Annotated in this window: 9 protein-coding genes; 2 read left to right on the top strand and 7 right to left on the bottom strand. The window is 50.0% G+C overall.

Annotated features, from left to right (window positions below):
- Window positions 1-51: 51 nt before the first annotated feature.
- Window positions 52-957, bottom strand: coding sequence for an alpha/beta fold hydrolase (locus HWI92_RS11195; RefSeq protein ID WP_204663734.1), 906 nt, complete (start codon window positions 955-957; stop codon window positions 52-54).
- Window positions 958-1,385: 428 nt separating this feature from the next.
- Between HWI92_RS11195 and HWI92_RS11190 the strand changes: the two genes are divergently transcribed.
- A complete protein-coding gene (locus HWI92_RS11190; RefSeq protein WP_204663732.1) occupies window positions 1,386-3,944 on the top strand; it encodes a galactose oxidase in 2,559 nt (852 codons plus the stop codon).
- On the opposite strand, the gene HWI92_RS11185 is transcribed toward HWI92_RS11190, so the two are convergent.
- The 4 genes from HWI92_RS11185 to HWI92_RS11170 form a co-directional block, all read right to left on the bottom strand.
- Window positions 3,941-5,236 (bottom strand): glycoside hydrolase family 99 protein, encoded by a 1,296-nt coding sequence (locus HWI92_RS11185; protein ID WP_204663730.1) that lies wholly within the window; start codon window positions 5,234-5,236, stop codon window positions 3,941-3,943. The genes HWI92_RS11190 and HWI92_RS11185 overlap by 4 nt on opposite strands.
- Window positions 5,237-5,507: 271 nt before the next feature.
- Window positions 5,508-6,197, bottom strand: coding sequence for a DUF3823 domain-containing protein (locus HWI92_RS11180; protein ID WP_204663727.1), 690 nt, complete (start codon window positions 6,195-6,197; stop codon window positions 5,508-5,510).
- Window positions 6,198-6,382: 185 nt separating this feature from the next.
- Entirely contained in the window at window positions 6,383-8,275 is a 1,893-nt protein-coding gene (locus HWI92_RS11175; RefSeq protein WP_204663725.1) for a RagB/SusD family nutrient uptake outer membrane protein, read from the bottom strand.
- Between the two features lie 11 nt (window positions 8,276-8,286).
- The gene (locus HWI92_RS11170; protein ID WP_204663723.1) at window positions 8,287-11,394 is read right to left on the bottom strand and encodes a SusC/RagA family TonB-linked outer membrane protein; all 3,108 of its coding nucleotides are present in this window, start codon (window positions 11,392-11,394) and stop codon (window positions 8,287-8,289) included.
- Between the two features lie 226 nt (window positions 11,395-11,620).
- Here HWI92_RS11170 and HWI92_RS11165 point away from each other — a divergent pair, with 226 nt between their 5' ends.
- Window positions 11,621-12,706: a T9SS type A sorting domain-containing protein gene (locus HWI92_RS11165; protein WP_204663721.1), complete on the top strand. Its 1,086-nt coding sequence runs from the start codon at window positions 11,621-11,623 to the stop codon at window positions 12,704-12,706.
- 73 nt (window positions 12,707-12,779) lie between these two features.
- Here HWI92_RS11165 and HWI92_RS11160 read toward each other — a convergent pair whose 3' ends face one another.
- Both HWI92_RS11160 and HWI92_RS11155 read right to left on the bottom strand, forming a co-directional pair.
- Entirely contained in the window at window positions 12,780-13,115 is a 336-nt protein-coding gene (locus HWI92_RS11160) for a hypothetical protein (protein ID WP_204663719.1), read from the bottom strand.
- Between the two features lie 195 nt (window positions 13,116-13,310).
- On the bottom strand, window positions 13,311-14,573 hold the full coding sequence (locus HWI92_RS11155; RefSeq protein WP_204663717.1) for an NAD(P)/FAD-dependent oxidoreductase: 1,263 nt from the start codon (window positions 14,571-14,573) through the stop codon (window positions 13,311-13,313).

Here is a 14,573-nt window from a genome sequence, read left to right as displayed (position 1 = left end):
AATAAAATGTACCTGCAATGCATGGACAGCTTTGCAGGTACATTTGGTTAATCAGTTTCTTGCGAATTTTTCGAGTTCGGTGTTGAATTTGTCCATTTCTTCCACGAAAAACCCGTGGCCTCCTTTTTCAAATTTGATGATGTGCGAACCTTGAATGGCTTTTTGCAGCTGCTCTGCGCCAGCGAAATCACACAGTTTATCATTCACACCATGGAATATCGCGACCGGAATTTTGATGTTTGACAAAACAGGACGAAGGTCCAGATCTCTCAATGCACTGATTGCCTGTATGGTAGCATAAGGTGAAGCATTCAGATTGATGCTTTCCAACCATTTCATCGTTTCTTCGGAAAGTCCGCCTTCCTGTCCGGCAAATGCTTTTCCAAAACCTGCCACCAGCTGCTCACGGTTTGTTTTAGTCTGCTTGATCAGATCGGCTGCACCCTGGTCGGTGATTCCGTACGGATAACCTCCACGTTGTTTCCACGACGGGCCGGTGGCGCCGAATACGGCCAGCTTGCTGATATGCGCACTGTTGTATTTGGTTACATAATGCAATACCACTGCACTTCCCATTGAAAATCCGCCGAGCGTGGCATTTTCGATCTTCAGTTTTTCCAACACCACTTTAATGTCGTCGGAGAAGGTATCAAAGTCATATTTTCCATAAGGTCTGTCCGATTTTCCGAAACCACGGAGGGAAATGCCGATCACCCGGAACCCTTTCTCCACCAGATACTGGTACTGATATTCATACATCTCGTTGTTCAGCGGCCACCCGTGAATGAGTACCACAGGCTGACCTTCGCCCAGGTCGATCACGTGCAGTTTTACATTTTTTTCAACTTCAATGTACTCTTCTCTTCCCAGGGATGCGGGCTTGCGTGTTTGTGCAAAAGTGATTTGGCTCTGAATCAATGTAAATACAAGAGCGATGGTCAGGGTAAGCGTTTTCATGTGAGCAGTAAGTTTGAGTTTTCGGGTTAACCTGCTAACCGTAAGCAGATTGTCATTTAGTTTCGACATGACAAAGGTGGTGCATGAAACCGCCGGAAAGAATGGACAAAAGTCAAGACGGCTTGTACATTTTTCCCGGAGCGCATAATTGCTCATTTTTAAAACCTGCGATCCCAGCCGATCGCTTCGCCTGCTCATTTTTCATCAGTTCAAGTGGTGCGACTTCCGCATTGTCCCGCCATTTCTACCAGGATAGTGTAGTAAGGTTGTTTTATCAACATAAAATCATTTAATTTTAATAGAATTGTAAATCCGGAACATCACATTCCGATTCACCCGCAGACGGGTTTACGCAAATCAGGATTAAGTAAATCGGTGTTTATAGAAGCTTAATATTACCTCGATCCGTTGCCAGAATTTTCATCAACATGCTGTCACGTTTATTACTGTTCATTTTTCTGCTGATATCCTCTCTGTCCGGGTGCACGCGCGTCTGGGCGCAATCCTATGGGCTGGGGTTCCGGAGTTTTGAGGTGGTGCAGGACAAGCGTACCGCGCTGGATCTGAGTCCGGGTACTACTTTATGCCCCGGCAACAACTTCGAAATCGCCTTCGACCTCGCCTTTTTACCCGACCAGAAAAACTATTTCGGCTACATTCTCCGCCTGATCGGGGACAATAACCGGAATGTGGATATTCTTTACGACAACTCGGACACCGCTTCCCAGCGTTTTAAAGTGGTGACCGGTGATCGTTTTTCGAGCATTGCATTTGACATTACCGGCGCGCAGCTTTACGAATGGAACCGCCTGAGGTTGTTTTTTGACCAGAAGAAACAGCAGATTGTGCTGCATGCGGGTAACAAAACCTTTACACACCCGTACCAGGTAAGTGACAAAACCTGCTATAAAATCCTCTTCGGCGCAGCCCAGTACAAGAATTTCCATACAACTGACGTGCCGCCGATGAAAGTGCGTGACGTACAGATCAGCCAGGACGGAAAAGTAAAATACCAGTGGCCGCTCGATGAAATGGCAGGTGCAGAAGCTGCCGAAACGATCCGGCACGCAAATGCACAAACAAGTAACCCGGTCTGGATCAAAAAAATGCATCACAGCTGGCAGCCGCTGCAAAACTTCACGATCACCGGCCCGGCGCGGGTTACGGGCGATCCTGCAACCGGTTCTGTATATGTGGTAGGGCAGGATTCGCTTTACAGCTACCGCATTGCCACCGGGCAGTTGTCGGTGAAAGCTTATGCCCGGCAGTCACTTTTCATGGATAATCAGGTTTTGTTTGAAAAATCCTCCGGCCGGATTTACAATCTGTTTATCAATGAAAAATCTGTCTCCGAGCTGGACCTTACTTCCGGCGCCTGGAACCAGAATGTAACCCAGCCCGCACTGAAAACGCATTTTCTGCATGCCAATAAGTTTTTCTCGCCCGCAGATTCATCAATTTACATCCTCGGTGGCTACGGGCATCTGGAATACAAAGGCAATATCCAGAAATACGACCTGCGCAGCGGCGCCTGGATGGATTTGTCGCGGCGCGATACGCTTTTTACGCCCCGCTACCTGGCCTCGCTCGGCGTGGCGACCGGTGGTGCTTATGTGATCGGCGGCTACGGAAGTACGACGGGCAGGCAGGTCCTGAATCCGCGCAATCTGTACGATCTGCTTTTTTACAATGTGAAAGACAATACTTTCAAGCGCATTTACGAGTTGAAAGTGCCGGGCGAAGATTTTGTATTTGCTAATTCAATGGTAGTCAATGAAAAAGACAGCACGTTTTATGCCTTGATTTTTCCAAAAGACAAGTTTGCCACCCAACTTCAGCTCATCAGGGGTTCGCTGGTGAAGCCGGAGATCAGGCGCGTGGGCTCACCGATTCAGTACCAGTTTGTGGATACCAAATCCTTCGCCGACCTGTTTTTCGACGCGCATTCCAATCGCTTTGTGGCCGTCACGCAGTTTACTAACGAGCACGGACAAACGAATGTGGCAATCCACTCCCTCTACGCTCCGCCACTTGATACCGAAGTGCGGACCCAGGATCCGGGAATGCACACCCGGGTGATGTTAACATTGATTCTGGTCGCAATATTGATCATGCTGGGCGCAATTGCCGCGTGGCGCGTCTGGGGCATGATGCGCAGGACAGACCGTAATGTGGCGCAGCCGGATCCGGTGGTTCTGGCTGAGCCTGAAAGCGAGCTGGCGGCTGAGCTTATTGCGGTCCCCGATACAGCTCCCCGGCATTTTCCGGCTACTAACAGCATTACGCTTTTCGGGAATTTTCAGATTTTCGACGAACAGGGGAATGAGATCACCAAATCGTTCACGCCGCTGTTAAAAGAGCTTTTTCTTGTTTTGTTGCTGCATTCGCTGCGGCGGCCCGGTATCAGTTCGGAGAAATTGAAAGAGCTGCTTTGGTTTGATAAAAATCCCGAAAGTGCGCGCAATAACCGGTCTGTGAATATTGCTAAGCTAAAAAGCATTCTGGACAAACTTCACCACTGCCAGGTCTCGAAAGAGACTGGCTACTGGCGCATTGATATTGACGAAAAGCATATTCACGTGGATTATGCGCATTACCTCGACCTTGTTTCCGGCAAGGAGCTGACGAAAGAAAACATTGCGCAGCTGGCCGACATTACCAAGCGCGGCAGCTTTTTGTCCAACCAGAATTACGAGTGGCTGGATCCCTTCAAATCGGAAGTTTCGAATGAAATTGTTGATACTTACCTGCGCTACGCCGGTTCGGTGAAGGTAGCCGATGATCCCGAATTCCTGGTCAGGCTCGCCAATTACATCTTCTATTTTGATCCGGTGAATGAAGAGGCCATGACGCTGAAATGCAAGGCACTCGCGCATTTGGGCAAGCACTCCCTGGCCAAATCTACCTACGAGAATTTTGCCAGAGAGTACAGCCGCATTTATGCGGAAGAGTTCAGGAAGGATATGCCCGAGGTGATGCATTCCTAGCGGACAGGCTTTTGCGCGCTGTATCCCGCCGCCCCGTGAAACCATTTTGCGCCTTGCCCGGTGAGCCATAAATAATGGTCGGCAGGGAGGTCGGCTTCAATGCCCACAAACTTTCCTTCGGCATTCAGGGGCGTTTCGCCTTCTTTTTTGGTTTTAAAGATCGCAGTACCCTCGTCTACTTCATCAAACATTGCTACGTACAGCGACTGCGCGCCTGATCCTTTTGCACCAGCGATCTGCTGCCACAAAAAGTCACCTTTCGCCCGGGGAATTTGATTATACAGTGACTTGTCATTTTTCAGGTTTCCCCAGCTGAAACCGGGAAACACGAGCGGCGCATAGTCAATATTGTTTGTTTTGCACCAGGCAATATCCCCGGGCAAAGTAGGCCCGGCAACCGAAGTGTAGCTGCCTGCATTGTACCTGCCCACCGCCCACGGCATGATGATATCCGCCGACTTAATCAGCTGATGCAGCAGCGGCGTGTTCTCGGTATCTTTTTCCAGCGTCCGCCAGTAATAGGGCACCCCCAGCAGCACCGAGGCTTTTTTGGTCGGGCCTTTTACCTTTTCCATCAGCTTCTGAATGTCGGCTACGGTGTAATTTCGTCCGTCATTGAAGCCCACACCCCATATAGCGAGGAGCGGGCGACCGTTGTGGCGCAGGTAGGTGGGGTTTTTTATGTTGTCAAAAAGTGCAAATTGCTGTTGCAGCTCTTCCCAATCCTTTGCCAGGAAATCCATATCCGCCGACGAAGACCCGCTCAGGTCATACATGATAGAAAGCGCACGTCCGTATTTTTTGGAGGCCTTCAATGCATTTGCCAGCACTTTATTAAAATGGTTTTTGCCTTTCTCGCTTTTCACTTCGCCAACAAACCGCTGCATATACACCCCGTCAATATCATGCTCCTTCATCCATTTGAAATGCAGGTCGACACTTTCTTCATCATAGGGGCTGTAAACCTTTGCCACCTCGCCATTCGCGTACTTGAATGCAGTATTGTAGGTTTTGGCATACTCCGTCACATCCGGCCAGAAATCCACCGAAGCAAATCCCGGCTCAAACCTGCCGCTCTTCTGATAATGGTGCCACCCCCGGTCAGCCCCATCACCCTCTGCGGTGAACCAGCCCTGGTACCCCGCCATAACGAGGCCTTTGTAGGATTTGAAAAGTACGCCTGTTTCATCGTATTTAACTTCGTCGACGGGCGTGGGGCCTGGTTCAGCAGCAGGCTCAGTGCCCCCACAACAAAATGTTAAGAGAATTAAAGGAAGTAGGAATAGTCGCATTTTCAATTATAATGTTTGGATTAATACTTTTTTTTGTCACCCTGAGCGGAGTCGAAGGGCTGATGCGGCAGCCAAAGCGCTCATAGGGTCAAGGCGTTTATTAGTTTACTTTTTAAAAACTAGTAGCTATGTTGCCTCATTGAACATTATATCTGCCGCATCAGCCCTTCGACTCCGCTCAGGGTGACAAGGCATTTTGGTTAGGCCATTAAATGCCCGGGCCGCTCAGGGTGAAAATTGTGAAGGTGCAGAGCACCGGTCGATCCGCCCGTCAAAGCCCAAGCCGCACCGCCTTTGCGTAATTAAACTTCGACTCGGGCGCGTCGATCAGTGCACCTACGCGGAAGAAGTATTGGCTGCCTGTTTTCAGCACGTTTGCATTGGCGGCTGCGTCGAGTTCCAGGGTGTACGTTTTGTTTGGATCAGTGGTTGCATTGATTTCCTGCTCCACCAGCGCCACGCGCATGGGCTCGCCTACGGAGGGCTGCGGGTGCGCGTACAAGCCAATTTTGCGCACATTGTTGATCATTGTCTGCTGCAATTTGAAAGTAGCCACAATCTTGCTGCCAACTTTTTCAATTTTCGCATCTTTTACCCGGATGTACGGCTGCACCTTGAAGTCGAGCTGCGTTTCGCCGGCCACCTGCACCTCCTGGGGTGAAAGCGGCACGAAGTTGCCGCGTACGGGGGCAATGGAGTAAGTATTGGCAAAAATCAGATTGTTACGGTAGGTGCCATCGTTTTTTACGATCATCGTCTGCTTCGTTTGAGATGCGTATCCCTGCTCAATGTACTCAATCACACTGCCGCGGATAATATCTTGTTCCACAGGTTCATTGGTTTCAGCATCGAGGAAAGTACCGTAAAGCTGCGCGTCAGGGGCAGGATAATTGTCGATACTGCAAGCCGCCGCCACGATGATCAGCAGCAGTACGGAAAAGAAGGTTGTTATTTTTTTCATAATAGTTGTTTTAAAGGGAGAAAGGACGAAAGGGATGAAGGAGGAAGGGAGGGATGGAGGAAGGGAGGAAGGGAGGAAGGGAGGAAGGGAGGAAGGGAGGAGCGAGACTGCGGCAAGAAAGAGAGCCATCCTCCTTTCCTCCATTCCTCCTTTCCTCCTTTCCTCCATCCTCCTTTCCTCCATCCCTAATACTGCGGATTCTGCACCAGACCATTCGCGCCGATTCCCGGAATGTACCGGTAGTACTGCTTGTAATCGAAGGTCGACGGGTTGCTGCGGGGCACATTCGTGCGGACAAAAATGTACTGTGCAGGCGTCACACGCAGGTCGAGCACAGGCAGGATCGCGTGGCGGATCGTGTTGTTGAACATCGTGTGATATTCACGCCTGCGGATCAGGTCCCAGAAACGCTTGTTCTCAAAAGCCAGCTCCACCCGGCGCTCGCGGATTACATTGTCAATCGTGAGCGGAACATCCGTTTTGTGGGCGGCACGATGGCGGATATCGTTCAGCGCCTTTGCACCTTTTACTTTATCACCCTGGCCGCTTTCCACGATCGCCTCGGCGTAGTTCAGCAGAATTTCGGCGTAACGGAAGTCTGCAAAATCGGTCGTAGTCTGGTTCCAGCCCGGCGGTATATTCTGGCCTTCGTTCAGGAACTTCTTGAAGCTCACACCTGTGCGGGTATTGTTGCCGCCCCAGGTATCGAAGCCCGAATATTGCGTGCGGTCGGCCGCGCCGTAGGTATAGTAAGTCTTTCCATTTAAAGTAAATGGATCGCCACCCATGATCTGCGTACCGCCGTCGGGTTTTACAAAACCAGCCTGGATCACAATTTTCTGACCTTTCCAGCTCGTGCCGGGCAAAATCATGGTCGCCCACATCCGTGCATCTTTTCCTTCAAAAATGCCCGCCGGATCGTTGTAGCGTTTGTATTGCTTCGCTGCATTGAATCCATTGTAATCGGTCAGGTCATTGGCAGCGGCAGAAGTGACAATAGGTGCGCTTTGACCGGGTTTGTCGTAGCTTTCATACACATCCATTAATTCCAGCGTCGGGTTCATGCGGCCGGGGTGCGGCCACCCGTTGGCGGTTTGGTTCGGCTGGTACCAGATGCCGTAGTTATGTCCGGTGCCGGAACCTGGCCGTGCATAACCTTTGATGAAAATTGCTTCTTCCGGCGCATTGTTCGGATCTTCGAAAAGCAGACGGTAATTGTTAGCCGCTTCTGCCGGGGTTGCCGGGTTGGGTTTAAACAAGCCGAATTTGCTGGAATTGATGATCGCTTCCGAAGCTTCAATCGCTGCTTTGTAATATTCAGCTGCGGCGGATTTGTCCAAACCAACCAGCTTCTGATCTACCGCCGTACCGGAGATCGGGGAGCGGTCGCCGTATTTGGCAATAGAGGCTGCGTGTAAGGCAGCGCGCGATTTTAATGCATAGGCCACCCATTTTGTAGCCCTGCGCTCGCCGCCCGGCCAGGAGTCGGCCAGGTTGGAAATTGCTGTGTCGCATTCTTTCAGTACAAAATCCCAGGTTTCCTTTTCGGTACTGCGGGGCACTTTCAGCGACTCCACATCGCCTTCATATTTCTGCACAGCTGTAATCAGCGGCACGCCGCCGTAGCGTTTGGCCAGCGCGAAATAGGCATAGGCGCGGATAAATGCACTTTCGCCTACGAGCGCCTTGTTTTCTTCCTCCGTAATATCCAGCGTCGGAATAATATCAATCAGTATATTCACGTCACGGATCAGCTTGTAGCCCTGGTCCCACCATTGAAAATCATCGTTCCCGATAAAGTCGCCAAACTCGGTATGTACTGCCTCGTCGGTGATCATGGCCGGGGCGAAGCCACCATTGTTCGGGTCGCCGGTATTCCAGTTGAAACCCTGGCGGAAAAAGGTAAAATCCTCGATCGGCAGCTGGTAGTACAGGTTCGCCATGTACAGCTTCACGCCCTCCGGATTGGAGAAAAGCGCCTCGCCCTGCAATTTGTCCAGCGGCTGCTTGTCGAGCACATTGCAGCTCGCTGCGGTCAGGATCAGGGTGGTGATGAATATTTGTTTCAAAAATCTCATTTTTATCAAAACTAAAATTTGATGTTAATACCAAAGTTGTAGCTGCGCGTCACCGGGTAAGTGAGTCCTGCACCGAACAATCCCTCTACTTTTTCAGGATCAAAAGGTTTGACGAACTTGTCGGCCCAGGTGAAAATATTGTGCGCATTTGCGTACAAACGCACGTCCTGGATACCGATCTTTTTCAGCCATTCGAGCTTCACAGTGTAGCCCAGCTGCGCGCTTTTGAAGCGCAGGTAGGAAGCATCTTTCCGCCACGCACCGCTCTCTGCGTACATCGCGCCTACATTATAGTTGAAGCGCGAAGCGGGCCAGGTCCCTGCAATCCATTGGTTATCGTCCGACAAATGCCAGCGGTCATAGAAGTACTCGGGCGTATTGCCGCGGAAGGCGAACACTTCGGCATATACCTCACGGAAACGCACGCTGTACTTGCCCGAACCCTGGAACAATGCCGTGAAATCGAAGTTTTTCCAGGATGCATTCAGCGTCACACCATAATACATCTTCGGGTCGCCGCCGTAGAAAAGCGGGGTCGCATCATTACCGTCGATCACGCCATTTCCATCCACGTCTTTATATTTGAAATCGCCGGGCAGCTCGCGGGTATTTCCCAGGTCGCCGTTTTGAATAGGCGCGTAAATCACCTCGTCGGTGTTCTGAAACTGACCTTCGAGCTGGTAAGCCCATACGACGTCGTTCCAGCGGTTAGCCGCACCATTGCGCCAGCGGTCCATGCTGCTCAGGAACTCACCGCGCTCCACGTAGCGGTTCATGGTGCGCGCATAGTTGAAGTTTCCGGAAATGCCGTATTTAAAATCACGGATCTGCCCGCTGTAAGAAGCCGAGAATTCAATCCCGCGCACGCGGTCACTGTTCAGGTTTTCTTCCGGTAATGTACCCCCGAAGGTATTGGGCAGGGACACATTTCTTCGCGCCAGCAAACCTTTACGATCACGCTGGTAAATGTCGAACGTGAAGTCAATGCGGTTGTCCCAAAGACCAAGGTCAATACCGACATCTTTGATATTTGACTTAAACCAGGTCAGGTTTTCATTCACAATGGCGGGAGAAGCTGCGCCAGTGGTATAGTTTCCATTGGTAAACTCATAACCGCCACCACCCGTGAGCGAGAAGCCCGGCACATACTGGAACGGCGCACCGGCATCCGCACCCACCAGTCCATAAGAACCGCGGAGTTTCAGCGTGGAAATCAGTGGAATGGACTTCATGAAATTCTCCTCAGAAACGCGCCAGCCGCCGGAAACTACCGGGAACAAGCCCCAGCGACGGTCGGGGTGGTAGCGGTAGGAACCATCGTAGCGGGCTGCGATTTCGAGCAGGTATTTCTCGCGAAAATCATAATTAAACCGGCCTACAAACGACTGGCTCGCATATTCAGACTCCGAGCCGCTGGTAGTCTGGTTATTCAACCCCGCCTGGTCGATCTGGTCATTTGTGTAAAATGCATATTCACGGCCCAGTCCCGCCCAGCGGTTGTGCGACTCCTGCTGCTCGTACACCAGCGTAGCGCCGACATTGTGCGCTTTTGCAATCACAGTATTGTAAAAAAGCTGCGCTTGCAGGGTCACGCGGTTATTATCCGAGAAGTTGTTGCCAATGCGGGATGGATTGCGCTGCTCGTGCGGCGTGTATTTGTCGGTTATGGCGTCGTAGGTGTAGAGGTTATAGGCTTTTGAAAGCGATTTGTTGCGATAGTTGTTGCTGTCATAGCCGATTTGCCCTTTTACCTTCAATCCCGGCACAAATGGGACTGTGTAAGTCAGGGCGAAAGTGGACTGGAAGAACTTGTTCACTTCTTCATTATAACCGGTCAGTTCGCAATCGGCGAGGGCCACGGGATTGTAGCCGCCGCTGAGCAATGCGGGGTATTTAGGGTTATTGTTGGCAAAAGGCCGCTCAGTCGCAAGGGCAATGCGGGTTCCTTTGTAGATATTGAAGAAATTGTCGCCTGGCTGGTCGCGCTTGTCAAACAGGCCGGAAAGGATCAGGTCTGCGCGCAGGTTTTTAGTCAGGTCCAAACCGATATTGGAGCGCAAGGTGTACTTCTGATAACCCATATCGTTGCTTTTCAGCAAACCGTTTTCTTTTTGATAACCAAAACTGGTGAAGTAGGTAGCCGACCCCGAGCCGCCCGAAGCCGACAGGAAATGCTGCTGCTGGCTTGCAGAACGTTTGAGGGTTTCTTTGTACCAGTCGGTACTTTCGTAACCGGGCGCATTATCGCGGAACTTCTGGATTTCTTCGGGCGAGTACACCGGATTTTCACCCAGATTTTTAGCGGCATCGTTCCGCATTTCGGCCCATTGCAATGCGCTGGTCATATTAGGAACGTCGGTCGGGCTTTGGCGGCCGTACACGGCATTGTAGCTGAACTGCGGTTTACCCTGTTTTCCCTTCCGCGTAGTCACAATCACCACCCCGTTTCCTGCACGAATGCCGAAGATGGCTGCGGAAGCATCTTTTAGTACAGAAATACTTTCAATATCATCGGGGTTGATTTTCTGGAACTCGTAACCTCCATCCCGCGCAATCCCGTCGACCACATAAAGCGGCTCGCCGAAGCCACGTATATTAATATTCGTGCTGAAAGAACCGGGCTCGCCGGAGTTCTGGCGGATCTGCACGCCGGCCACTTTTCCCTGCAAGCTTTGTGCTAAGCTGGTGTGGGTGGTGGTTTTGATTTCATCGGTGGTAATATTGGAAATCGCGCCCGTGAGTGTCTGCTTGCGCTGGGTACCATAACCGACCACGACCACTTCCTGCAAATCGTCGGTACTGGCTTCGAGCTTGATGTCGAAAATCGTTTTCGTGCCCACGGCAATTTCCTGTCGTTTGTAGCCGAGGAAACTGACGATCAGGACGGAGCCCGTTTTGGGGACGGACAATGAAAACTTTCCGCTGGCATCCGTGGTCGTACCCTTGGCAGTGCCTTGCAGCACCACACTTGCGCCGGGTACAATCTCATTTTTTTCGTCGCGGATTTCGCCGGAGACGGACACTTCATTGGTCTGGGCGAAGGCGACGGTGAGGGTCAGCAGCCAGAGGAGCAGCAGGCTCGTCCCCGTCCGCAGGTTTAGTAAATGTTTTCTTCTCATACAGATTGGATTGATCAGGTTTTGGTCGGCCGACCGTGGGATCAAAGAAATCCGCAGAGGGTTAAGAATTCGTTAATATTCGATTAATGGAGCTTTAATGGGCCATAAATTTTCATTAATTCCATGAAATACAGGCTTTTTTGATGAATTTGCTACTAGATAGAATTACTTGTATTGTTTCTGTAAAAATCTTGTTTATTTGTCCTGAACAACAATGACAGCACTCATGAAAAGAATTTTTACGACGATCTGCATTACGCTAATTACAATGGTGGCGGTAAGTGCCCAGACATTTGAATTCAATACCAAGTTTGCAGCAAATGAGAATGGTGGAGCCATTGTATCCGAGGTATACACAGAAAACCAGAACGAACTTCGTATCACGGCCGAAGAGTATGGCAAGGATGCTTGCGATTATGCCTGGTTTTACAACTCGGAAGGTAGCCTGGTTCTAACAGGCTGCGGTGCTAGTAATGCTTCTGATATCACCAAGATACTTACTCTGGAAAAAGTCGACAGATCGACATTCAGTCCTGTTTCAATCAATTTCCGACCCATCGCTTACCGGCCTTACCCGACTTCCCCTTACGAGCTGACCAATCTGGAAGTGCAAGGTTTCCGGAATGGTGCTCAGGTCGGTATCGTCTACTACAACAATCTTCCGGCGGAGCAGGATGTGAATCTTGTGTTTAATGCAGACTTTGTAAATATCGATCAGGTGAAATTTAAGGTCTACCACCAGGATCTGATGGTGAATCAGTTTGTCATGTCAGCCAGTTTGCCCGTGACGCTGGTTTCCTTCCAGGCCGAGCCCACGGACGCAGGTACGCTGCTGACCTGGAATACCGTGGACGAGTTTCAGGCTTCAAATTTTGAAGTGCAGGGGAGTGGGGATGGAAAATCTTTCCAGACGGTGGGCTCAGTGCAGGCTGGCAGCACGCATGGCGCATACGAGTTCCTATATTCAAATGGTCCGTTGAAAAAGTACTTCCGGCTTAAAATGAATGATGAGGATGGATCCTATGCTTACAGTAAGATTGTGGCTGTGGGCTTTGTTGAAAAAGGACCGAAAGTTCAGTTTGTTGCTTTCCCGAATCCTGTCAAAGGAAGCCTGCGTATCCACGTACCCGACAAGGGGCTGCCGGAGACCAGCGTAGCGATTCTGGATATCCATGGAAAGTCGATCCTGGTACAAAATCGGCTCGTGCTGCGTGCAGGTGAAGGAACCATCGAATGCCCGTCACACCTGGCTCCTGGCAGTTATATTATCAAGGTAGGGAACTATCAGGCGCAGCGTATTTCGATCCAGTAGGGGTGCGGACAGACTTGCATTGTCTTAATTGCACCATCACAACCAATTTCTCCGTCATGCTACACCTAATTGCTTAATATCCGTAGGCCACACCTGACTGAAAACTTTCCGGGTTTTTTCCATAAGATCCGCCAGTAGTCTCATGCTGCTGAATATAAACAAGGTGGCCGCCACGTTTTGCAGCTTCCCGCTTAATTCTTTCAGTAGCTTTTCTGTCACTGCCTTGTGTGGTGCGCAATGACGCATATCCGCCAGCTTTGCTTTTTATTTCACCCAATCGTTTCAGCCCGACAATGTCATTACGATTGTTTGTAATCAAAACGTTTTGCCATCCATCTTCACCATCTATCGTAACCATCTCACTGACCATTTCCTCCCTGCCTGATTCATATTTGATCTTTGCAACCAATGGCTTGCCAATGGTATTAACGGTTGTTTCATCAGGGTAGGAAAAGGAAATGCTGTTTTCGTTAACACTAAGCACTTTGACATTCAGTTCCTCACCTTATGTTTAAAGATTACATCTTAGGCAAATAGTGGTGAGGATGAACGCAGTTAATAAGTTAGGAGATGTAATCGGCTCGTTTGATTTTCATTTTAAGTATTATTTCTGGCTTGTAATAATCGCTTCCGCCGCGAGCCTCCCGCTCTTCATGGCGGCGTTGATTGAGCCGTTCAGGAGATGGTCCCCGCAAATAAAACATTCCTCGTTTAGCCGGTTTGCATGGTTGGCAGGCTCGTCAATTACGGTATCATCATTGGGTAGCGCGTAGTCGATATGAAAGGTTTTCAAATGCTTCCATTGCAGTGCATCCGGAAACCAGGCATGGAGTTCACGTAACACTTCTGATTGTAACTGAGCGGCATCTGTGCCGGAATGGTCTCCGATCAGCGATAAAGAAATTAAGGCATCGCCATTTTTGGAATAATGGGGCGCCACCTGGTTCATTACAGCCATGTTGTTTACCAGTTTGTTGGGTAATGCATTTAAAGCAATCAATGGCAACGCATACGGTGTGCGGCCTGCGGTAAAATACATGTTGGTAACCGAATGGAAAGAAGCGGGTGCCTGCCGGAACGGACCCGGAATGTTGAGCTCATTCGTGGCGATGAGAATATTTGTTGCTTCACAGACTTCCCCGAAAGCTGTGGTGACTTTATTCCCGTCTATAGATACTACTTTCTGATCAAATGCAATCTCATGGGCTGCAAGTCCGCTGGCTAACTGGATCGGAATCATGCCCATGCCTTTGGCGGGAACTGCCGTAGCATCCTGGCTGAACATTTTAAATACAAATTCAAACATCCGGCTCGAAGTGCTCAGCTGATCTTCCAGGAAAATACCGCTCATAAACGGTTTGAAAAACTGGCCAATCATCCGCTGGCTGAATCCAAATTCGTTCAGATAGGCCAAAGTAGTTGCTTCATGGCTGGCAAATATCTCATCAATGCTTTTGCCAGTCAGTTTCAGCTTCAATCCCAGCATCCGGAGTTTATCGGACAGTGTTCCTGCGGATGATGTCAGTGTGCTGATCAATGCAGCAGGCTTCCTGAGCGGATCTTCGATTTTTGTAATGCCGGTTTCATTTAAGATCAATGCACCAGGATCAAATTTTTGCAGGTCAAGTGATTCGTAATTTAGAAACCTTTGCGTTTCAGGGTAGGCTGTTAACAACACCTGGAATCCTCTGTCCAGCAGAAATCCATCCACTTCCTCGGTTCTCACCCTGCCACCCGGCCGGTCGGATGCTTCCAGTATTCTGACTGATTTTCCAGCGGCCTTCAACACTTTTGCAGCTGTTAATCCGGCTAATCCCGCACCGATAATGATGACGTCGGGATTGCCCTTTTTTATCTCAGTATCCAT

It is taken from the genome of Dyadobacter sandarakinus, from assembly GCF_016894445.1.
GTDB lineage: Bacteria > Bacteroidota > Bacteroidia > Cytophagales > Spirosomataceae > Dyadobacter > Dyadobacter sandarakinus.
The sequence above is the reverse complement of the archived record's forward strand: the minus strand, read 5'-3'. Positions and strand labels throughout refer to the sequence as shown.

Excerpts from the sequence above, each read along its gene's own strand:
- HWI92_RS11195 (WP_204663734.1), bottom strand. The coding sequence starts at position 957 with ATGAAAACGCTTACCCTGACCATCGCTCTTGTATTTACATTGATTCAG.
- HWI92_RS11190 (WP_204663732.1), top strand. The coding sequence starts at position 1,386 with ATGCTGTCACGTTTATTACTGTTCATTTTTCTGCTGATATCCTCTCTG.
- HWI92_RS11185 (WP_204663730.1), bottom strand. The coding sequence starts at position 5,236 with ATGCGACTATTCCTACTTCCTTTAATTCTCTTAACATTTTGTTGTGGG.
- HWI92_RS11180 (WP_204663727.1), bottom strand. The coding sequence starts at position 6,197 with ATGAAAAAAATAACAACCTTCTTTTCCGTACTGCTGCTGATCATCGTG.
- HWI92_RS11175 (WP_204663725.1), bottom strand. The coding sequence starts at position 8,275 with ATGAGATTTTTGAAACAAATATTCATCACCACCCTGATCCTGACCGCA.
- HWI92_RS11170 (WP_204663723.1), bottom strand. The coding sequence starts at position 11,394 with ATGAGAAGAAAACATTTACTAAACCTGCGGACGGGGACGAGCCTGCTG.
- HWI92_RS11165 (WP_204663721.1), top strand. The coding sequence starts at position 11,621 with ATGAAAAGAATTTTTACGACGATCTGCATTACGCTAATTACAATGGTG.
- HWI92_RS11155 (WP_204663717.1), bottom strand. The coding sequence starts at position 14,573 with ATGGATACTGAGATAAAAAAGGGCAATCCCGACGTCATCATTATCGGT.